This window comes from Rathayibacter sp. PhB151, from assembly GCF_004366415.1.
In the GTDB taxonomy this organism is placed as follows: domain Bacteria; phylum Actinomycetota; class Actinomycetes; order Actinomycetales; family Microbacteriaceae; genus Rathayibacter; species Rathayibacter festucae.
In genome coordinates this window covers 933940-954410 of record NZ_SOEN01000006.1, presented here as the reverse complement: position 1 = coordinate 954410, position 20471 = coordinate 933940, and the positions used below count along the sequence as shown (strand labels likewise).

Below are 20471 nucleotides of genomic sequence, written 5' to 3'. Positions count from 1 at the left end.
GGCGAGGCGGTGGCGCTCCGGTGCGGAGCGGCGGGCGCAAGCCCCGGCGCTGGCGGGGATGCGCAGACGACTGGCGCGGCAACGCGGTCGGCCCGGGCGGGGCGCGCGCCGCGCGTCCGTCATCCTGCGCCGATGCGGGGTCTCGATACGCGCTGCGCGCTACTCGACCAGCATGTCCGCGGGTGTCTCTTCCAGGTAGATCCGCGCCGTCATGCTGATCGAGTAGCCCGCGCAGCGGGCGTATCGAGATCCGCCCCCTGCAACCGCCGTGCGCCTACCCGCGCCGCCGGATCCGCCACGGCAGCGCCAGCCAGATGCCGACGATGAGCACCGCCGTGACCGACGCCATCGTGATCGCCAGCGGCCGCGTCGTGACGACGTCGAAGATCAGCAGCACCGTCCCCACGAGCACCAGCGCCACCGCCATCAGCGTCAGCCGCAGTAGGACGTCGGCCGCGCGCACCAGCGTCCGCTTCGCCCGGCGGCGGAACAGCTCGCGGTGCAGGCTGACCGGCGCGAGCCCGAGCAGGGTCGCGAGCACCGAGCCGCTGATCAGCACCAGGTAGACGTCGGTCTGGAAGAGGTCGAGGTCCTCGAAGCGCTGCTGGAAGGCGATCGCCAGCAGGAACCCGGTCAGGATCTGCGTCCCGGTCTGGATGACCCGCAGCTCCTGCAGGATCTCGCTCCAGTTGCGGTCGAGCCGCTCGTTCTCGGTCTCGTCGCGGCCGTCGCCGGGCAGGTTGTCGCGCGGGTCGGCGGCGGGGTCCGGCTGCGGATCCGAGCGCGGGTCGGCGGGGGTGGGCGGCACCGTCCCATTGTGCCCGGCGACGTCCGTTCATCCCGCGTTCGCCCGAGCGCGGCCTCCCGCACTGGCGGGACGGGCGCCGGCGAGGCACCCTGGTCGCATGACGAGGCGGTGGTGGCTCTCCCTGGCGGCGGTGGCCGCGGCCGGTCTCGCGGTCGGCGGGGCGACCCTGTTCAGCTGGACGATCAGCGAGACGCCGTTCGACCGCCCCGACCCGGGCTTCGACCGTCTGACCGCGCAGCTCGCGAGCGTCCCCGGAGTCGAGGTGCGGAAGTCCGCCCGCTGGGTCGAGGCGCCGGTCTTCCTCGACCCGACGTCCCGCCTCGTCCTCGACGTCGACGAGGCGAGCCTCCCCGCCGTGCTCGAGACCGCCTGCTCCACCGAGTACGCCGACCACGTCGCCTGGACGTTCCGCGTGCTGACCGACGGCGGCAACGCGGTCTCCGTGCACGGCCCGTGGGAGGGCCCCGGAGGCGCGAGCCGCTGCCCCGAGCTCGACGTCGATCCCGCCGGCCTGCTCGGCCCCCTCGACGACGTCGTCAGCGGACTGGATCTGCAGGCCGCCGTCTGGGACGGCGCCGACGGCCGGACGGGCCGGTTCTCCCTCCTGGCGATCGAGGACCCCGATGCCCCCGGCGCCCTCCTGCCGCTCGTCGCGCACGCCGAGGACCTCCGCGCCGCGGCGGGGGTCGCCGGTGACCGCCCGGTCGAGATCAGCGGCTCCCGGATCAGCGCGCTGATCCAGTCCGGGGAGCAGGAGCGCTACGCCGCCCTGCTCGCCGAGCTGCTGGAGCGGCACGGCGTGACGGGCTTCTTCGACAGCAGCGACGGCACGCAGACGGACGGCGTCGACAAGGTCCAGGTCACCGCCCCCGAGAGCGAGCACGCCGCCGTCGAGGAGGCGCTGCGCGAGTCGGGGCTGTCCATCGCGGACCTGCCGGTGCGGTTCCTGCCCGAGTCCTGAGCGCGGGTCCCTCCGCGTGCCCCGCTACAGGTGCAGGAGGCTCCAGTCGATGATGACGGCGAGCGCGGTGAACAGCGCTGCGACCGCCCCGACCGCCTTGCCGGCCCGGTCGAGGTCGCTGCGAGGGCCGGGCCGCATGTCGGCGACGACGCGCAGCAGCGCCCCGAGCAGCGCGATCACGGTGACGGCCAGTATCCAGACCTTCAGCGACACGTGCGAGTCGACGTCGAGCAGGGTGAGGGTCACCACCGGCACGAGCACGGCGAGGACCGACACGACGACCAGCAGGACGCCGCGCCGCGTGAGATCGGTGGGGCCGTAGGAGCCCTGGCTCAGCCAGGCGCGGAGCGGGCGGCGGGCCGCGGGGTCGGCGGCCTCGGCGCTCTCGGTCTTCGAGGTCTCTGTCGCGGCGGAGGCCTGGGGTGCGCTCGTGCTCACGGGCGGGCTCCTGAAGTGGATGCGGGAGTGGCGCTGCCGCGGACGCAGAGGGGATCGGTCGAGTCTGACGCCGCCCGGCCGCCGGCGGAAGAGCCGCTTGCGGACGTGTCCGGAAGCGGACAGGCCCAGCGGCACCGCCGACTCGCCCGAGAAGGCTCGTTCTCGGGGGTGGGAACGAGCCTTCTTGGGCGACTCAGCGGCGGGAAGGCGCTAGGCGGGCGGCGCGGGCGCGTCCAGCGCCAGCGTGCGGCCGCGGCGGAGCCGCGCGCGCAGGGCGTCGGCGCCGGGCTGCGGCGCCCGCCCCGTCAGGTGGACGAGGTCGTCGAACGGTCCGTCGATCGACTCCGCGACGAGGTACGCGGCGAGGTGGACGTAGGAGGACGCCCCGGCGATCCGCTCGTTGGACGCGTCCTCGAAGAAGGTCACCGGCCCCTGCTGCGCGAGGGCGCGGACTTGGACGGCGGCGGCCTCCCGCTCGGCTCCGGTGAGCAGCGCGACCTCGGCGACGACCGCCGTGCGGTGCGCCCGCGGCGGTGGCGCGACCGCCTCGTCGAGCACGGTCCGGTAGACGGCGATCGTCGCCTCGGCGATGCCGTCCCAGGTGGTGGGGATCGTGCCGGACAGCGCCCGCAGCTCGGAGCGCAGCGCCTCGTCCTCGAGACCGCGGCGGATGGCCGCGGCGATCGAGGCGTCGTCGTGGGGATCGAACCTGGCGGCGTCGATCGGCACGAGGTCGATCAGGGAGGAGTTGTCGGACACGACGGCCGGCGCGCCGCTGACGAGCGCCTCGGCGACGGGCAGCCCGTAGCCCTCGTAGAAGGAGGGGAACACGAACAGCTCCGTGCTCCGGTACAGCGCCGCGAGGGTCTCGGATTCCACGTACCCGGTGAGGAGCACGTCGTCCGCGATGCCCAGCCCGGCCGCCATCGTCTCGTAGTGGTGCCGGGTCGGTGCATTGAGGCGGCAGACGACGCAGAGCTGGTGCGCCCGCCGGGTGTCGCTCGGCAGCAGCGCGTAGGCGCGCAGGAGTCCCGAGATGTTCTTCCGCAGGTCGCTGCCGCCGGTGTACATCAGGAAGCCCGCGCGGAGCCCCTCGACGTCGGCCGCCGCGCGCTCCCACGCGGCCTCGGCGGGGACGTCGGAGGCGAAGTGCTCCTCGACGGCGATCCCCGTCACGACGACGCGGTCGGGGTCCAGCCCGAGGCGCTCGATCGCCTCGTCCGCCGCCGCCTGCGAGATGCACAGCACGCGATCCGCCTGGCGCACCAGCTCCACGTGCGCCAGGTAGCGCGCCCGGGCCGACGGCAGGCGGAGGTACTCGTCGTCGAACACGAACGGGATGATGTCGAAGAGCGACACGACGTACGGGACGCGTCGCGGGTTCAGGATCCGGAACGGGTCGTGAGAGGTGTCGAAGGGCGAAGGGATGTGCCAGAGCCGCGCGTCCGGCAGCTCGCCGGGCTCCGTCGTCACGACGCGACCGGACTCCTGCAGCCCGGCCGGCAGCGGGGGAGTGCCCGCGCCGGGGGCGAGCACGAACGCCTCGACGACTCCCGGCTCGAGCGCCTCGATCGCGGCGAAGAGGCCCCGGGTGTAGACCGCGATCCCGCGCTCGGAGTGCAGCGGATCCTGCGTCGGGGTCAGGTCGACGAAGACGCCGCTGCTCACCGGCCCGCCCCGTCGTCCGTCGCCGCGGACGAGACGGCGCGCCCGAGGAGGGCGATGGAGTCGATGAGGGCCCGGTGGACCTCGGTGCTCTCGCGCGCGGTCGACGTGATCAGGTCCTCGAGGTGCCGTGCGCTCCCCTCGGTCGCCTCGGTGATCTCGGACAGCCGAGCGCTCCGACGGTCGTCGCCGGCCTCGATCTCGGCGATCCGGCCCTGCAGCGCCTCGACGGCGGTGGTCACCTCGGCGAGCTGACGCGTCACCTGGGCGAGCTGGTCGAGGACCAGCCGGGAGCGGGCCTCCTCCGCCTCGTCCCGGGACGCGCGCTCCTCCTCGGCCCGCTGCGAGCTCGGCCGGCTCGCGACGTCGTAGAGGCGGCCGAGGCCGCGTCCGACGAGACGGCGGCCGCGGCCCAGGCCCCTGCCCAGGGGCGACCCGGGGTCCGGGCGTCCCGCGGTCATCGTCCGCTCCGGTCGTGGGGTCGCGGGGACCGGTCGGTCGCGCGGCCGTCCCGATGCGGGAGGCGGTGCTCCCGGTCCGGAGAGCAGCGGTTCTGGTTCGGAGAGGAGGACATCGTCGGGGTCACGGTTCTCGCAGTCTGGTCGGGCTGGTGGTGCACGCCGACGAGCGGCGCCCGGTCTGCGCTCACGTGGGACGACGGAGCGCCCACTTTTCGCGCCGGAACATCCTCACACGGTCCGGGTGCGAGAAGCTGGGCGGTCCGTCATCGACGTCGGCGTCAGCGGGACACGATCCGCGCCGCGCAGGCCCGGATCAGCGCCCGCAGGCCCCGATCAGCCCCTGCTGGCCCAGATCGCCCGGCCGTCCCGCGAGTAGAGCACGAGGTTGCCGTCGTTCTGCATGACCATCCTCGCGCCGGGGTTCCCGCCGGTGTTCGTCGCCCACCGGGAGGAGCCGGACGTGGTGTAGACGACGGCGTTGCCGTCCGACTGCATCTCGAGGCGGTTGCCCGCCCCCGTGGTGCCGGTCGCCCAGCGGGGGGTGCCGCGGGTGACGACCACGAGGTTGCCGTCGGTCTGCATGACCGCCTCGCTGGTCCCGTCGTTCGAGCGCAGCTTCTGGCCGGCGGTCAGGCGGCTGCCGGCGGCCAGCGTGTCGCCGCTCGCGGGCTTCGGGGCGGAGTCGCTCGCCCACAGGGCGCGGCCCGAGGTGGAGTAGACGACGAGGTTGCCGTCGTTCTGCATGACCAGGCGCGCACCCGGCTGTCCCGCGGTCTCGGAGGCCCAGACCGCCCGGCCGGAGGCCGTGTAGACGACGGCGTTGCCGTCCGTCTGCATGACGAGGCGGTCGCCGTCGGGCTGCGTGCCCGCCGCCCAGCGCACGCCGGTGCGCGAGTAGACCGCCAGGTTGCCGTCGCCCTGCATCGCCGCCCGGGAGGCTCCGTCGGCGGAGGTCAGCTGCTGGCCCCTGCGCAGTTCGCCGCCGGCGGTGAGGACGTCGCGGCTGGTGCTGCTCCCGCCCTGGTACTGCACGGAGGAGCAGCCGAGGTCCTTCGAGCCCGGACCGCGGGAGTCGCCCGTGCCGACCCAGCGGTTCCAGTCGACGGAGGCGGCGCTCGCGCAGACCGTGTAGGTGCCGGTCGCCGAGGCGGGGGCCGTGGCCGTGTAGCCGTGGCGGCGGCCGGCCGCCGGGTAGTCCCGGGAGGAGATGTCGCCGCGGTCGCCGTCGGCGGTCACGGTGCGCACGGTGCGCGACCCGTTGGGAGCGGTGATCGTGACGGTGACGCGGAGCGCGGCCTGCTGCGTGGTCGGGTCGACGGTCCAGCCGTTGGCGGTGAGGGTGTTGTTGGAGATCTGCGGTCCGTCGACCTGGCCGACCGGCGCGATGCCCGCGTTGGCGAGGGTGCCCGCGGGGTTCCACTCGCTGAAGAGGAACCAGAAGTTGATGTTGCCGTAGGTCGCGCAGGAGGCGTCGCCCTGCCCGGTCAGCGCGTAGCGGTTGGGCTGGTACGGCGTGTAGTAGTAGAGGTCCGAGGTGGCCTGGTTGCGCACGGTGACGGGCGAGGAGCCGCAGCGGGACTCGGGGTAGTAGGCGATGGACGGCGTCCGGCCGGGCGCGTACGTCGTGAAGTTCGAGCCGGATCCGGGCGGGTTCGCGTAGCGCTTGAACTGGCGCGCCGCGCTGTACACCTGGGTGAAGAAGCCGGCCGAGCCCGGGTCGCAGGCGGCGGTGTCGGGGCAGTTGAACCCGGTCGCCTTGTTGTAGTCGTTCGCGGTCGGCGTCGTCGTGGTGACGAGGCTGCGCTCCTTCTGCACCAGCACGACGAGCACCAGCGGATTGATGCCGCAGGCCGCGCCGACGCGGGTGAAGATCGACGCCGCGCTCTCGTTCGCCGCTCCGGCGTAGGCGCTGCACATCGCGTCCGCGGGCTTGGAGCTCGTGCGCTGCGAGAAGTTCTTCAGGCAGGGGACGTCCACACCGGTCGTGCAGCTGCTCCCCTTGTCGTTCAGCAGGTTCTGCACCTGCTGGGTCGTCATCGCGTCGCTGTCGAAGAAGTTCGCGTCACTCACGATGAAGTCGGCGCGGAAGCTCTTCGTCTGGCTCTCGCTGTAGACCTGGGTCGACTGCGGCGGCAGCCCCTGGTCGGCACGGTCGAGCGACGGATCGAGTGCCCCCGTCTCGACCGACTGCGTCGACTGCGTCGAGGTCGTGGCGTCGTCCGCGGCGGTGGCCGCGGTGACGGGGACGAGGGCCCCTCCGACCCCGACGGCGGCGGCGAGCAGCGCGGTGAGCAGGCGGGACGAGCGTCGATGATTCCCCATGGTGGTGCAGCCTACAAGCGGCCTGCGCCCCCGGCAGGGCCGCCCGACGCCCCCCGTCCGGCGGGCACGCGCCCCCTCACCCCTGTCCTGTCGCGAAGTGCCGCACGACCGAGCGGGTCCGCCCGTTACCCGGAGCGGCGGCGCGGTGTCCGGCCTGCCGCTGTCCGCGCAGCTGATCGGCGCGCACGGCGACGACCTCGCGACCCTCGGCGCGGCCCGGCTGCTGGCGGCCGAGGGCCTGGTGCCGCCGACGCTGCGGGCGCCCGAGACGGCCTGACACGCGGTTTCTGCAGCGCCGGAGAAAAAGAAGACCCGGCCCCAGAGGGGCCGGGTGGTATTCGAAAAGTGTAGCCAGGCCGCCCGCAACGCACAGCGCGAGCTCCACGGCTGGCGCCGATCGTCCCTTCGCGAGAACCGGCACATCCGCTCCGGGAGGCGCCGCGCTTCACCCGCGCCGCTTCACCATCCGCCAATTCACGAGCTCCACGCCCGCGCGCACCGGGTGCTGCTCGGCGACCGCGACGAAGCCGTGGTGCTCGAAGAAGGGGCGCGCGGTGATGCTCACGTCGGCCGACAGCTCCGGTGCAGCCGGCGCCTGCGACTCCGCCTCGGCGAGCAGGCGGGTCGCGACGCCGCGGCGGAGGAAGCGCGGGGCGACGAACATCATGTCGATGTACCCGGTGGCGCTGACGTCCGAGAAGCCGGCGAGCTCGCCGTCGATGATCGCGACGAAGGCGTTCCGCGCCAGCATGGCGGCATGCCAGGTCGGCACGTCGCGCTCGCCTGCCCAGGCGCGGATCTGCTCGGGGGAGTAGTCGGCGGCGGCCGTCTCGGTGACGGCGGCGAGGAAGACGGCCAGGGTACCGGCGGCGTCGGACTCGGCGTAGGGGCGGATCGCGATCGGAGGCACCTCGACACCCTCCGCGCGAGATGCCACTTATGAGCTCGACACGCCGACGAACGCCGTCATAAGTGGCATCTCGCGGAGGGGGGTCAGCGTCCCAGCACCCGCGCGTACACGCGGAGGTAGTCGTCGACCATCCGCTCGACGGCGAAGCGGCGGACGGCCGTCTCGCGGACCCGTGCGCGGTCGAGCCGGCGGGCCCGCGGCACCGCGGCGACCGCCTCCGCCGCCGAGTCGACGACGAAGCCGCTCACGCCCTCGTCGACGATCTCGGGCATGGATCCGCGCCGGTAGGCGATCACGGGGGTGCCGCAGGCCATCGCCTCGACCACCGAGAGGCCGAACGGCTCGTCGAAGCCGATCGGGTGCAGCAGCGCGACCGCCGAGCCGAGCAGGGCCGCGCGCTCGGCCGGCCCGACGGAGCCGGCGTAGACCACCCGGTCGCCGTCGACGTGCGGCTCGACCTCCTCGCGCCAGTAGCGCTCGTCCTGCACGATGCCCGCGATCACGAGGCGCAGGCCCGCAGCGGCGGCGATGCGCACCGCCTCCGCCGTGCCCTTGTCGGGGTGGATGCGGCCGAGGACCACCAGGTCGTCGGAGCCGGGCTGCGCCGAGAACGGCAGCTCCGACAGGTCGATCCCGTGGTGCACCGTGGCGACGTAGTCGAGCTCGGGCGAGCGGTCGCTCTCCGAGATCGACACCAGGTTCGCGGTCAGCGGGTGCCGCAGCGCCTCGCGGTACGCGGGCAGGATGCCCGGGCCGGAGAAGCCGTGCACCGTCGTCACCAGCGGCACCGGCCACTGCGCGGCGAGCGCCAGCGGCAGCCAGTCCAGGTGGTTGTGGACGAGATCGAACTCGCGCGAGCGGGCGAGCGCGTGCGCGATGTGCAGCGACTCCTGGACCCGCCCGTCGGCGCCGGACTCGGCGTAGCCCTCCGGCACGACGCTCGAGAGCCGGCCCGCGGTCTCGGAGTCGCCGGTCGCGAACAGCGTCACGTCCACCCCGCGGCGCACCAGGCCCTCGGTGAGCAGGCTCGCCACCCGCTCCCACGGCCCGTAGTGCCGCGGCGGGGTGCGCCAGGCGACGGGCGCGAGCATCCCGACGCGCAGTCCGCTCGGCACGGGTGTCACGCCGCGGCCGACTGCGCGAGCTCCGAGCGGCGGACGACGAGCGAGGTGTGCAGGGCGGCGATGGTCGACTCCGCGCCCCGGTTCTCGTTGCGGCCGGTCGGCCTCAGGCCGTCGTAGCCGGCGCCGGTGACCGGGTCGATCATCACGGTCCCGGAGTCGTTGACGCCCCGGAACCAGGCCCAGCACGCGGCCAGGCCGTCGCGCCAGAGCGGGTCCTCCTCGATCGTCAGCGCGCGGGCGCAGGCGGCCGCGAGCGCCGCGACCTCGATCGGCTGCTGGTCGAAGAGCGCGCCCGTCTCGCCGGGGCCGCGGCCGGCGACTCCGCAGACCGACAGGCCGTTCTCGCCGGTCTCGAGCGCGAGCAGGAACGCCAGCTGGTGGAAGCCGCGCGCGAGCAGGACGGGGTCGCCGAGAGCCGCGCCGGCCGCGAGCAGCGCCTCCGGGACGCAGCCGTTCGCGTAGCGCAGCCGCGGCTCGGGCCAGGGCCAGTCGGCCTCGGCAGCGTGGTGCAGCAGCGCCGAGCCGTCCGCGACGAGCTGCGCGGCGGCGGCGTTCTCGGGATGCGCCGCGAGCACCTCGACGGCGCCGAGCACGGCCGAGGTCATCGCGCGCAGGTGCGGCGAGCGCCGGGCGGCGAGGCGCAGGAACAGCCGCAGCCCGCGGTGCCGGCTGAGCGGCAGCTCCGCCCGCGCCGCGACGACGCCCGCGGCCCAGACGGCGCGGCCCCACCAGTCGCCGAGCGACGGCTCCTCCGGGGAGTCGCCCTCGGCCGAGACGCGGTTGCGCACCGTGCCGTCCGCGGCACTCGCGCGCTCGAGGAAGCGCAGGTACTGCTCGGTCAGCCGCCGCGTCACCTCGGACTGCTCCGGCTCCTGCGCCACCACGATCAGCGCGCGCGCCACGTCGTCGACGCAGTAGCCGTGCTCGCGCCGCGGCACGTCGAGCAGCGCGTGCTCGAAGAGCCCGCCCGCATCGGTGAGCGCGTCGAGGTGGGAGTAGGGGAGCGCGGTCGAGAGGACCGGCGCCGTGCCGTCCGCTCGGGTGGTCACGCCGCGCGCTCCACCCGGAGGCGCTCGACCAGGTCCAGGTAGCGGCCGGCCGCGGCGGGCCAGGACAGCGCCTCCGAGGACAGTGCCGACGAGGGCAGCGCGGTGGCGTCGGACGCGGCCCCCGCGGCCCCGGCGAGCACCTCCCGCAGCGCGTCGGCCATCGCCGCCGGGTCCTCGTGCGCGACGGTGCGGCCGCGCGGCGCGGTCAGCAGCTCGAGCGCGTGCGGGAACGCGGTCGCGACGACCGAGCGCCCCGCGGCGAGCGCCTCCACCAGCACGCCGGAGGTGACCTGGTTGCGGGAGTCGTAGGGGAGCAGCACCGCGTCGGCCTCCGCGACCGCGGCGGCGAGCTGGGCCGGGTCGAGGTAGCGGCCGTCGAGGACGACCCGGTCGCCGAGATCGAGCTCGGCGACGAGCGCCGCGAGCGACTCGCGGTACGCCTCCCCGTGCGAGGCGACGACCTTCGGGTGCGTCTGCCCGTAGACCGTGTAGCGGGCGTCCACGCCGGCGTCGCGCAGGAGCGCCGTGGCGCGGATCCCCCACTCGATGCCCTTGCCTGGGCCGATCAGGCCCCAGGTGATGACCTGCGGGCTGGCGCCGGAGCCGGCGTGCGGCGCGGTGCGCTCGGCGCCGCCCGTCCAGACCGGCACGCCGTGGGCGATGACGCCGACCTTGCGGGTGTCGACGGAGTAGCGGCGCTCGAGGATCTCGGCGGCGACGGCCGTCATCACCACGACCGCGTCGGCGAGGTCGGCGACCCGCTCCAGCACCGAGCGCTGGGAGTCGCTGGGCGTCTCGAGGACGGTGTGCAGGACGACGATCGCTGGGACCGTGAGCCGCTCCATCAGCGCGAGGACCTCGTCGCCGTCCGGGCCGCCGTAGATGCCGTACTCGTGCTGGACCACGGCGACGTCGCTGCGGCTGAGCTCCGCCGCGGCGTGCGCGATGCTCGCCGGGTCGCCCGCGACGAGCTCGGCGACGACACTGCAGCCGACGGCCGAGCCGGGGACGGCGAGCTCGTCCATCACCCGGACGGTGCGGATCGTCGCGCCGTGCTCCGCGGCCAGCGCGTCGCCGAGCGACTGGGCGAAGGTGGCGAGGCCGCAGCGGGTCGGCGGGAAGGTCGAGAGCATCCCGACGACGGCGCCGCCGCCGTGCGCGAAGGGGAGGTGCTGCGTGGGGGTGAGGGGGTGCGCCATGTTGACTCCAGCCGCGGTCGTGCGGCCTCGGGGAGTGGCCGCGAACGGGCGAGGCGACTGCCGGCCGGCACCCCTCGCGGGATCATCGCAGCGTGCGGATCCGGTCCATCGCCGGCGGACCGGTCCTGAGTGACGTCACCCTAGAGGGGGTGGATGAACATCCGGGGTCGACGTCGTTCTCCGGCCATCGAGATGCCACCTGTGCACGCCTTCCACGGCGTGTCGCGTGCACAAGTGGCATCTCGCGGCGGGGGTCAGACCCGCGCGGGCGTCAGGGCGGTGGCCACCAGGGCGGCGCAGAGGAGGGCGATCGCCGTCAGAACCGCGGCGACGCCCAGGGGCGCGGCCAGGAGGGGGGTCGCCAGCACCGCGAGAGCAGCGGGCAGGACGAGGGCGGCGCGGAGCGGGCGGCCCTCGTCGAGCGGCAGGTGCACGGCCCACAGCATCACCAGGAAGGCGGTCACCGGCACGGCGACCGCGGCGCCGATCACGGTGTCGCTCGCCTCCAGGTGCCCGGCCGTCGCCGCGACCGCCGACTCGAGGCCGGCGCCCAGGCCGCCGAGCGCCGCGAAGATCACGAAGTGCGCGTACCCCCAGCGGAAGGAGAGGTCGCGCCGCCGCTCGAGCAGCTCGCCCGAGGGGTGCAGGAACGACAGCCACCACAGCGCGAAGACGATCACCAGCGCGCAGGCCGCGACGACCACGAGCGAGAGGCTCACCCCCGACTCCGTCACCGCCTGCTGCACGCCGTTGACGGCCGCGAGCACGCCCTCGCCGAGCAGGATGATCGTGAACAGCCCGTAGCGCTCGGCGATGTGGTGCGGATGCCAGCTCGACTCGCCCGCCCGCAGCGCCCACAGCGGCACCGCCAGCTCGAGCGCCGCCAGCACCACGAAGCTCACCACTCCGTACTGCTCCGGCAGCAGGAGCCGCAGCAGCCAGCCGACCTGCACGAGCGAGAATCCGCCCGCGCTGCGCAGCGCCGAGATCCGCTGGCTCGGCGTCGACACCGCGACCCGCAGCCACTGGCTCACCAGCGCGAACCGCATGATCGCGTAGCCGACGGTGATCGCCGTGAAGTCGCCCTCCTCGAACGCCGTCGGCACGCCCGCCGCGAGCACGAGCACCCCGCCCATCTGCGCGAGCGTGAGCAGGCGGTAGGGCACGTCGTCGGTGTCGTAGCCGGAGGCGAACCAGGTGAAGTTCATCCAGGCCCACCAGATCGCGAAGAACACCATGGCGAAGGGGAGGACCGTCTCGCCGAGGTGCCCCTCCTCCGTCGCGTGCGCGAGCTGCGCGGCGATCTGCGCGATCGCGACGACGAAGGTCAGGTCCACGAGCAGCTCGAGCGGGGACGACACCCGGTGCGGCTCGTCGACGGCGCGCGGGTGCATCCGGACGCGGAGGAGGGTCATGCGCTCATCCTGCACCCGCGTGCCCCGCCGCCGCGCTGCCGTACTCTGCTGCCATGCATCGAGGGGCGGTCGTGCGGTGGGGGCGCGTCTACTTCGCCGTGCAGGCGCTCGGCGGGGCGGCCTGGTGGCTGGCGGTCGCTCTCGTCCCGGCGGTGCGGCTGGCGACGCTCGGCCCGCTCGATCCGGTGCCGGTCGCCGTGCTCGATCTGCCGCTCTTCGTCGGCGCCTCCGCCCTGGCGTCGCTCGGACTCCGCTGGGCGGCGTGGACTGCGACCGTCTGGACCCTGCTCGTCACCGTCGCGCTCGCCGTCGTCGCGACGGTCACCGGCGAGGCCGGCTGGGGCGTCCTCCTGATGCTCGCCGCGTCCGGCGGCTCGGTCGCGGCGCTCTGCCTGCTGACGCTCGGGCGCATCCCGACGCGCTGGCTCGCCTCCGGGCCGTTCGCCTTCCGGCTCGCCGCCCGCGGCCGGACGCCGCTCGCGCACCTCGCGGCGACGCTCGGCCAGATCGCGGTGTTCTGGGGCGGCGCGCTCGTCGTGATCCCGCTGATCATCGCGGCGCTGGAGTCGCGCTGGGGGCTCGCCTTCGCGTTCCCGGAGCCGCTGCACGCGGTCGGGCTCGCGTTGCTCGTGCTCGCGAGCGCGCTCGGGCTGTGGTCGGGAGCGACGATGTCGCTGCTCGGCGACGGCACCCCGCTGCCCGTCGCGATGACGAACCGCCTCGTGATCGCCGGCCCCTACCGCTGGGTGCGCAACCCGATGGCGGTCGCGGGGATCGGCGAGGGCGTCGCCGTGGGGCTGCTGCTGTCCTCCTGGCTGGTCGTGGTCTACGCGCTGCTGGGCGCGCTGGTCTGGAACTCCGCGGTGCGCCCGCTCGAGGAGGCGGACCTCGAGGCGCGATTCGGCGCCGAGTTCCGCCGCTACCGCGACGCCGTGCGGTGCTGGCTGCCGGGTCGTCCGGTGCCCGGCGCGCGGTGACTGCCGCCCGCCTACGATGGTCCGGATGACGATCGACAGGGCGACCGCCACCTCCGAGCGCGGAACGACTCCGCCCGGAAGCGACTGCTCCGTCCTCGCCCGCCGCGCTGTCCTCCTCCGCCGGATCGGCCTCGGCCTCGCGCTCGTCGCGGCCGCCGCGCTCCTCCGCGTCCTCTCGCCCGACGCCGCCGGCGACGTCCTCTCCGACGCCGTCCGCGACTTCCTGACCCTCGCGATCAGCGTCGTCATCGAGTCGCTGCCGTTCGTCTTCCTCGGCATCGTGCTCTCGATCGCCGTGCAGCTCTGGGTGCCGGAGGCGGTGCTGCTGCGGATCCTGCCCAAGCGCGCCCTGCCGCGCCGCCTGGTGATCTCGCTGCTCGGCGTGCTGCTGCCGGTCTGCGAGTGCGGCAACGTGCCGCTCGCTCGCGGGCTGATCGTGAAGGGCCTGTCCGTCTCGGAGTCGATGACGTTCCTGCTCGCGGCGCCGATCGTGAACCCGATCACGATCATCACGACCTACCAGGCCTTCGGCTGGGCCGACGGGATCCTGGTCTGGCGCATCGTCGGCGGGTTCGTGATCGCGAACCTGGTCGGCTGGATCTTCAGCCGGCACACCGACCCGATGGCGCTGCTGACCCCCCGGTTCCGCGCGGCCTGCGAGGCGGGCGAGCGGCCCTCCCGCACCGTCCGCGCCAAGGCCCGCAGAAGTGTGCTGCTCTTCGCGGAGGAGACCGGCGCGATGCTGCCGGCGCTGTTCGTCGGCGCCGCGATCGCCGGCTTGATCCAGGTCGGCGTCTCGCGCGACGTGCTGACCACCCTCGGCGGCGACCCGCTCTGGTCGGTGCTCGCGCTGATGGTCCTCGCGTTCGTGATCTCGATCTGCTCCAACGTCGACGCGTTCTTCGTGCTCTCCTTCGGCTCGACCTTCCTGCCCGGCGGCATCATCGCCTTCCTCGTCTTCGGCCCGATGATCGACATCAAGATGCTCGCGCTGCTGCGCACCACCTTCTCCGCGCGCACGCTCGTGCGGATCACCGCGCTGGTCGGCCTCGCCGCCGCGGTCCTCGGCCTGGCGGTGAACTATGCGCTCTGAGCGCCTGCTGGCCCGCTGGAAGGGCGTCGTCCTCAGCCTGATCGGCGTCGTCTCGACGCTCTGGCTCGCGGCGACCGGCCGGCTCGGCCTCTACATCCACCCGCGCTACTTCGAGTTCTCGGTGATCCTCGCGGCGGTCGCGGCGGTGCTGCTGATCTGCGCGTTCGCGATCGTGCCGGGGGCGGAGGAGGACGACGGGCACGCGGAGGACCACCTCCACGAGCACGCCCCGCGCCGCCGCTGGCGGGCCGGCCTCGCCGCACTCGGCAGCCTCGCGGTGATCGCCTGCGCCGCCGTCGCGCTGCTCGTCGTGCCCCCTGCCGCGCTGACCGCCTCGACCGCGACCCAGCGCGAGGTCAACACCAGCGCCGTCGACGCCTCCGTCACCGCGCAGGCGCCCACCGGCGACACCGCGTCCTTCACCGTGCGCGACTGGGCGACGCTGCTGCGCCAGGGCGCGAGCGAGCAGTTCCTGGCCGGCCGCACCGCGACGGTCAGCGGCTTCGTCACCCCCGACGCGAGCGACCCCGAGAACGTCTTCTACGTCGCCCGCTTCATCGTCACCTGCTGCGCCGTCGACGCGCAGCCGGTCGGCGTGCCGATCCACCAGCCCGGCTGGGCCGACACCTACGCCGAGGGCGAGTGGCTGGAGGTGACCGGCGGCTTCGGCGCGAACCCGAGCGTCACCAGCGCCGAGGCGGTCGTCCTCGAGCCCGACGTCGTGATGCCGATCGACGAGCCGGCGATGCCGTATGTCTACTGAGCGCCGGGGCGGGGAGCGCGCGTTCTCGCGCGTCTTCTGGAGCGCCACCGCCGTCCTCGTCCTCGCCGTCGGCGGCCTCACCGCCGCCACGATCGCCAAGGGCCCGCGCGTCGCCTCGCTCGAGGTGAGCACCTCGGGCGTCGTCGAGCGCGACGGCGGCCGCGCCCGCGTGCACCTCGACCAGGCGATCGAGCCCGACGCCCTCGACCGCGTCCGCGTCACTCCGGAGACCCCGCACACCGCCGAGCTCGAGGGCGGCGTGCTCACCGTCACCTTCGACGACACCCTCCGCTACGCCACCGAGTACGAGATCGCGATCGACGACGCGCAGGGCACCGCGACCGGCGCCGAGTCCGACCTCGCCGCCGCCTTCACCACCAAGGATCCCGACCTCTACACGCTCGACCGCACCGCGGACGATCCCGCCCAGCCCGACGCGATCCGGGTGCGCCCGCTCTCCGGCGGCGACACCCGCGTCCTCTACACGGCGGACCGGATCCAGGACTACGCCGTCGTCGGCCCGGTGCTCGTCGTCGTGACGCTCGAGCCCGACGACACGACCCTGATCCGCACGCTCACCCTCGACACCGGCTCCGAGGGCGTGATCCCGCTGCCCGGCCCCGGCGTCGTCCGCGAGCTGCACGCCTCGCCCGAGAAGGGCGTGCTCGGCTGGACCTTCACCGGCTCCGCCCCCACCGGCCCGCTCGACCGCGCGCTCTACGCCTACGACCTCACCGACCAGAAGGCGGAGGCCGTGCCGATCACCGGCATCGACGGCGGCCCGCTGCGCGCGACCGACTGGATGTTCGTCCCCGGCACCACCTCCGTCGTCACCCACTCGCTCGACGACACCGTGCTGCTCGTCGACCTGCTGACCCCCGGCACCATCAGCCCGCTCGGCCAGCACGCCGAGCTGCGCGGCTTCGTCCCCGGAGCGAACCGGCTGGTCGTCGCCGACCCCGACTCCGGCTCCGTGATCGACCTCGCCGACGGCTCCGTCGAGACGCTCGCCCTGCCGCCCGCCGACGTCGGCCCGACCACCTCGCCCGTGCAGCTGCTGCTCCTCGACTCCGACAGCTACCTCGAGCTCGAGGCCGACTACTCGCCTGAGACCGGCACCGCCCAGTACTCCGTGGTCCGCGTCGACGCGAGCGGCACCACCGAGATCTTCCGCACCTCGCCGACCGGCCGCATCCGCGGCGTCTGCCTCTCGCCCAACGGCCAGTTCGCCGCCGTCGAGGCCGTCTCCGCCGAGGGCGTCCCCGACGACTACCCCGACGTCCCCGGCTTCAGCGCCACCTCGACCGTCCTCGTCGACCTCGGCACCGGCGACACCTCCCGCAGCGTCAACGGCGTCTCCCGCGACTGGTGCGCGTAGCCGCCCCCTGCTGGCCGAGCAGCCCCGCGGCGCTGTGGGCGAAAGAATGCGGCGGCAATTCCTCCCATGCTGGTCGAGTAGCCCCGAAGGGGCGTATCGAGACCCACCCTCGTCAGCAGGCCGGCCCTGCAGACTCAGGTCCTGACGCGGGTGGATCTCGATACGCCCACTCCGCGGGCTACTCGATCAGCATGAGCACCGCGCGTCGACCGCCTGCCTGCCGGTCGAGCAGCCGCGCGACGCGGCCCCCCATGCTGGTCGAGTAGCCCCGAAGGGGCGTATCGAGACCCACCCACCCTGAGGACGCGGCGGCGGACGACATGCTGGTCGAGTAGCCGCGCCGGGGCGTATCGAGATCGACCCATCCGGAGGACGCGGCGGCGGACAACATGCTGGTCGAGTAGCCCCGAAGGGGCGTATCGAGACCCGCCCTCGTCAGCGGGGTGGTTCTGCAGACCCCTGTTCTGACGCCGGTGGATCTCGATGCACCCGCTCCGCAGCCCGGCACGCCGAATCCGCCCGTACTGACGTGCCGAAGCCGCTTTCACGTGCCGGACTTCGGTGCCGCCGACTTCCGGCTCGTAGATCCACCCCCGGCACGCCGAAATCCGGGATTCTGACGTGCCGAAGCCGCTTTGACGTGCCGGACTTCGGTGCCGCCGACTTCCGGCTTGTAGATCCACCCCCGGCACGCCGAAATCCGGGATTCTGACGTGCCGAAGCCGCTTTGACGTGCCGGACTTCGGTGCCGCCGACCTCCGGCTCGCGGATCCGTCTCCGGCACGCCGAATCCGCCCGCTCCGGCGTGCCGGAGCTGGTCTCACGTGCCGAGCGTCGGCGCCGTGGACCTTCGGCTCGCGAATTCGTCCCCGGCTCGCCGCATCCGACGATTCCGGCGTGCCCGAGCCCGTTTCACGTGCCGGACTTCGGTGCCGCAGACCTTCGGCTCGCGGATCCACCTCCGGCACGTCGAATCCGCCCGCTCCGGCGTGCCGGAGCCGGTTTCACGTGCCCGACTTCAAGGCCGCCGCGTCGAGCCACGCCGGCAGCCGTGCGTCCTTCCAGCGCAGCGCCGGCCGCTCGACCAGCCACCACGACGCCACCGCGAGCAGGAGCGTCACCGCCACGACGAGCGCCAGGTTCGCCGCCGTCGGCAGCCGCCCCAGCACCTCGAGCACGAGCTGCTGCACCGGATAGCTCCACAGGTACAGCCCGTAGGAGAAGTCGCCGAACCGCGCCGCCCGCCGCAGCACCGGCAGCGACCCGGTGCCCACGACGATCACGAGCACCGGCAGCGCGACCCACAGCGCCACCTGCTGCAGCGGAGTCCCGGCCGCGAGGAGCAGCACCGCGAGCGCCACGACGCCGGCCGGCCAGCGCAGCCATCGAGCCGGCACCAGCAGCCGCACCGCCGCGGCCGCCGCGAAGAACGCGCACAGCTCCGCGGAGGACCCGAGCGCTCCACCCAGCCCCGTCACCAACCCGAGCCCGACGAGCGCCACCACCGCCACCACCCCGCGAGCCCGCCCCGGCACCCACCGCAGCGCCAGCACCCCGAGGTAGCAGCAGAACTCCACCCCGAGCGTCCACAGCGAGCCGTTCACCGCCGGCCGCGCGTGCACCGCCGAGTCGAAGACACCCGGCAGCTCGTACTGCGCCAGCAGCGGCACGTTGAGCGCGTACGCCCAGGTCTGCGGCGAGGAGAAGTACGCCCCGGCCGGCAGCGACGACACCAGCGGCCCGAGCACGAGCATGCTCACCGCGACCACGACGATCAGCGCCGGGAAGATCCGCAGCACCCGGTGCCAGAGGAACCTCCCCGCGCTCGGCGCCCGCTCCATGCTCCCCGCGATCAGGAACCCGCTGACGCAGAAGAACACCGAGACCCCGAGCGAGTGCACGGGCAGCCCGAGCAGTCGCGGCGCCGGCTCGCCGAGCAGCACGGCGCCGTGCCCGACGACGACCATCAGCGCGGCGACCAGCCGCAGGGCGTCGAAGTCGTTGCCGCGCGCAGTCACGCCCTTACCGTAGAGGGCGCGAGCGACACCGCGAGCGTCAGTCGAAGCGCATCCCCTCCGGCCGCGGCGGCAGCACGAACAGGATCAGCAGGAACACCGCGCCCGCGATCGGGATGAACAGCGCGAAGATCCACATCCCGCTGCGGTTCACGTCGTGCAGCCGCCGCCAGATCAGCGCGAGCGAGGGCACCAGCGTGCCGAGCGCGATCGCCCCGGCCAGCACGGCCACCCACGGCGTCGCGAAGTCCAGCTCGCCCGAGCGGAACGGCGTGAACGACAGCTGCAGCCCCGGCTCCGAGCCGTCGATCAGCTGAAGCGCGAGGTTCAGCAGGGTCCCGGCGAGGATGATCCACCAGTACTCCGCGCGGCTCGCCCTGCCGCGGAAGCGTGCGTACTGCGAGAAGAAGCGCCGGATCGCGGCGAGCGGAGGAGCACCGTAGTACGGCTGCCCGGGGACGGGGATCGTGCTCTGACTCATGCGCTTCACGCTATCCCGCACTCGTCGGGCAGGTCGTCGTCCGCGGGGAGGAGGCGCCTCGCCCTAGCGGACCGCCGCGGCCTGCTCGCGCCGCACCGCCGCCGACGAGCGCGCCTCCACGACCAGGCTCACCACGAGCCCGACCGCGATCATCACGATCGCCACCCACGGCAGCAGGTCGAGGCCGCTCAGGTCGATGGTCAGTCCGCCGACGATCGCGCCGCCGCCGATGCCGATGTTGAACGCGGTCGTCTGCAGCGCCGCGGCGAGGCTGCGCAGCTGGAACGAGGAGGTGCGCAGCATCCGCGTCTGCAGCATCGCCGGGATGCCGCCGAACGCGATGTTCCAGACGATCGCCGCGACGACGATCGCGACCGTGGCCTGCGAGCCGGCGGCCAGCCCGAGCGCGACGAGCGCGAGCACCACGGCGATCGCCGCGACCACGAAGCCGGAGCGCGGGAAGCGGTCGGTCGCGAAGCCGGCGAGCACGAGGCCCACCGCGCCCGCGCCGCCGAACGCGAAGAGGAGGAGCGGCACGCTGTCAGGCGAGAACGACGCGTTCTCGAGCCACGGCGTGACGTAGGTCGAGAGCGTGTTCTGGCCGATCAGCACCAGCAGGATGACGACGCAGACGCCGACGATGCGCGGCAGGCTGCGGTCCTTGCGGGCGGGCAACCGGATCTCGCCCGTGCGCAGCGGGATGCTGTGGTCCACCGCGGGCAGGAACTTCACCACGAGCAGCGCCAGCAGCAGCACGATCGCGCCGAGGATCGCGAACGTCGGACGCCAGCCGAACGCGTGGCCGAGCGCGGTGCCCACCGGCACGCCGAGGACGAAGGCCGCCGAGCCGCCGCCGGCCGTGATCGCGGTCGCCCGGCCGAGGTGCTCCGGAGCGACGAGGTGCGCCGAGTAGGCGGCGACGATCGCCCAGAACAGTCCGTGCGCGAGCCCGCCGAGGATGCGCGCGCCGACCAGCAGCGCGAAGGTCGGCGCGAGCGCGGCCAGCACGTTCGCCACCGCGATCGTGCACAGCGCGACGAGGAGCAGGCTCTTCCGCGAGAACCGCTGCGTCACCAGCGTCAGCGGCGTCGTCGCGATGACGACGGTCGCCGCGAAGATCGTCACCAGCTGACCGGTCAGCGGGATGCTCACGCCGAGGTCCCGCGACATGTCCGGGATGAGGCCGGTCGGCAGGAACTCGCTGGTCACCGAGACGAAGACGGCGCCGGCGAGCGTGAGCAGGCCGATCCAGGGGAAGGCGGCGGGGCTCGCGGTCGTGCGGGGGCTGGTGGTCTTGCTGGTGCGCGGAGGGGTGTTCACGGTGTCCTGAGGGAGGTGGGGCGGGCGGCGACCATCAAGCCTCGCACGCCCGTGCCTCCCTCAGGTGTCCGGGGGATTACTTCACGACGGTG

20 protein-coding genes are annotated in these 20471 nt (G+C 73.8%); 6 read left to right on the top strand and 14 right to left on the bottom strand.

Features of this window, described 5'->3' with window-relative positions; genetic code table 11:
- Positions 1–274 precede the first annotated feature (274 nt).
- Positions 275–808: a DUF6328 family protein gene (locus EDF35_RS05080; RefSeq protein WP_243839849.1), complete on the bottom strand. Its 534-nt coding sequence runs from the start codon at positions 806–808 to the stop codon at positions 275–277.
- A 97-nt stretch (positions 809–905) separates the two neighbouring features.
- On the opposite strand from EDF35_RS05080, the gene EDF35_RS05075 reads away from it, so the two are divergent.
- Positions 906–1769 (top strand): hypothetical protein, encoded by an 864-nt coding sequence (locus tag EDF35_RS05075; protein WP_133960942.1) that lies wholly within the window; start codon positions 906–908, stop codon positions 1767–1769.
- 24 nt (positions 1770–1793) lie between these two features.
- Here EDF35_RS05075 and EDF35_RS05070 read toward each other — a convergent pair whose 3' ends face one another.
- The 4 genes from EDF35_RS05070 to EDF35_RS05055 form a co-directional block, all read right to left on the bottom strand.
- The gene (locus EDF35_RS05070) at positions 1794–2207 is read right to left on the bottom strand and encodes a hypothetical protein (protein ID WP_133960941.1); all 414 of its coding nucleotides are present in this window, start codon (positions 2205–2207) and stop codon (positions 1794–1796) included.
- A gap of 210 nt (positions 2208–2417) precedes the next feature.
- Entirely contained in the window at positions 2418–3875 is a 1458-nt protein-coding gene (locus EDF35_RS05065) for a glycosyltransferase family 1 protein (protein WP_133960940.1), read from the bottom strand.
- On the bottom strand, positions 3872–4333 hold the full coding sequence (locus EDF35_RS05060; RefSeq protein WP_123705775.1) for a hypothetical protein: 462 nt from the start codon (positions 4331–4333) through the stop codon (positions 3872–3874). The genes EDF35_RS05065 and EDF35_RS05060 overlap by 4 nt, the downstream gene beginning before the upstream one ends.
- A 333-nt stretch (positions 4334–4666) precedes the next feature.
- Positions 4667–6655 (bottom strand): hypothetical protein, encoded by a 1989-nt coding sequence (locus EDF35_RS05055; protein ID WP_166674010.1) that lies wholly within the window; start codon positions 6653–6655, stop codon positions 4667–4669.
- 145 nt (positions 6656–6800) lie between these two features.
- Here EDF35_RS05055 and EDF35_RS21370 point away from each other — a divergent pair, with 145 nt between their 5' ends.
- On the top strand, positions 6801–6932 hold the full coding sequence (locus EDF35_RS21370) for a hypothetical protein (protein WP_279587514.1): 132 nt from the start codon (positions 6801–6803) through the stop codon (positions 6930–6932).
- 168 nt (positions 6933–7100) lie between these two features.
- Here the strand turns inward: EDF35_RS21370 and EDF35_RS05045 are convergent, their stop codons facing one another.
- The 5 genes from EDF35_RS05045 to EDF35_RS05025 form a co-directional block, all read right to left on the bottom strand.
- The gene (locus EDF35_RS05045) at positions 7101–7565 is read right to left on the bottom strand and encodes a GNAT family N-acetyltransferase (RefSeq protein WP_133960938.1); all 465 of its coding nucleotides are present in this window, start codon (positions 7563–7565) and stop codon (positions 7101–7103) included.
- Positions 7566–7648: 83 nt separating this feature from the next.
- The gene (locus EDF35_RS05040) at positions 7649–8689 is read right to left on the bottom strand and encodes a glycosyltransferase family 4 protein (protein ID WP_243839848.1); all 1041 of its coding nucleotides are present in this window, start codon (positions 8687–8689) and stop codon (positions 7649–7651) included.
- Positions 8686–9738 carry a glycosyltransferase gene (locus EDF35_RS05035; protein ID WP_133960937.1) on the bottom strand — a complete coding sequence of 351 codons (1053 nt, stop codon included), beginning with the start codon at positions 9736–9738 and terminating at the stop codon, positions 8686–8688. The genes EDF35_RS05040 and EDF35_RS05035 overlap by 4 nt, the downstream gene beginning before the upstream one ends.
- The gene (locus tag EDF35_RS05030; RefSeq protein WP_133960936.1) at positions 9735–10937 is read right to left on the bottom strand and encodes a glycosyltransferase; all 1203 of its coding nucleotides are present in this window, start codon (positions 10935–10937) and stop codon (positions 9735–9737) included. The genes EDF35_RS05035 and EDF35_RS05030 overlap by 4 nt, the downstream gene beginning before the upstream one ends.
- A gap of 254 nt (positions 10938–11191) precedes the next feature.
- The gene (locus tag EDF35_RS05025; RefSeq protein WP_208323009.1) at positions 11192–12352 is read right to left on the bottom strand and encodes a low temperature requirement protein A; all 1161 of its coding nucleotides are present in this window, start codon (positions 12350–12352) and stop codon (positions 11192–11194) included.
- 53 nt (positions 12353–12405) lie between these two features.
- Between EDF35_RS05025 and EDF35_RS05020 the strand changes: the two genes are divergently transcribed.
- Genes EDF35_RS05020 through EDF35_RS05005 form a run of 4 tightly spaced genes read left to right on the top strand, consistent with a single transcriptional unit; the run spans position 12406 to position 16563 of the window.
- On the top strand, positions 12406–13329 hold the full coding sequence (locus EDF35_RS05020; RefSeq protein ID WP_133960935.1) for an isoprenylcysteine carboxylmethyltransferase family protein: 924 nt from the start codon (positions 12406–12408) through the stop codon (positions 13327–13329).
- A 25-nt stretch (positions 13330–13354) separates the two neighbouring features.
- Positions 13355–14422, top strand: a complete 1068-nt coding sequence (locus EDF35_RS05015) for a permease (protein WP_133960934.1) — start codon at positions 13355–13357, stop codon at positions 14420–14422.
- Positions 14412–15185 carry a TIGR03943 family protein gene (locus EDF35_RS05010; protein WP_133960933.1) on the top strand — a complete coding sequence of 258 codons (774 nt, stop codon included), beginning with the start codon at positions 14412–14414 and terminating at the stop codon, positions 15183–15185. Before EDF35_RS05015 ends, EDF35_RS05010 begins: the two co-directional genes overlap by 11 nt.
- Positions 15175–16563, top strand: a complete 1389-nt coding sequence (locus tag EDF35_RS05005) for a hypothetical protein (RefSeq protein ID WP_133960932.1) — start codon at positions 15175–15177, stop codon at positions 16561–16563. The genes EDF35_RS05010 and EDF35_RS05005 overlap by 11 nt, the downstream gene beginning before the upstream one ends.
- Before the next feature lie 178 nt (positions 16564–16741).
- Here EDF35_RS05005 and EDF35_RS05000 read toward each other — a convergent pair whose 3' ends face one another.
- The 4 genes from EDF35_RS05000 to EDF35_RS04985 form a co-directional block, all read right to left on the bottom strand.
- Positions 16742–16954 (bottom strand): hypothetical protein, encoded by a 213-nt coding sequence (locus EDF35_RS05000; protein WP_123731730.1) that lies wholly within the window; start codon positions 16952–16954, stop codon positions 16742–16744.
- A gap of 613 nt (positions 16955–17567) precedes the next feature.
- Positions 17568–18581 carry an acyltransferase gene (locus EDF35_RS04995; RefSeq protein WP_133960931.1) on the bottom strand — a complete coding sequence of 338 codons (1014 nt, stop codon included), beginning with the start codon at positions 18579–18581 and terminating at the stop codon, positions 17568–17570.
- Positions 18582–18618: 37 nt separating this feature from the next.
- Positions 18619–19059, bottom strand: coding sequence for a DUF805 domain-containing protein (locus EDF35_RS04990; RefSeq protein ID WP_132435236.1), 441 nt, complete (start codon positions 19057–19059; stop codon positions 18619–18621).
- Between the two features lie 63 nt (positions 19060–19122).
- Positions 19123–20379: an MFS transporter gene (locus EDF35_RS04985; RefSeq protein WP_133960930.1), complete on the bottom strand. Its 1257-nt coding sequence runs from the start codon at positions 20377–20379 to the stop codon at positions 19123–19125.
- Positions 20380–20471 lie beyond the last annotated feature (92 nt).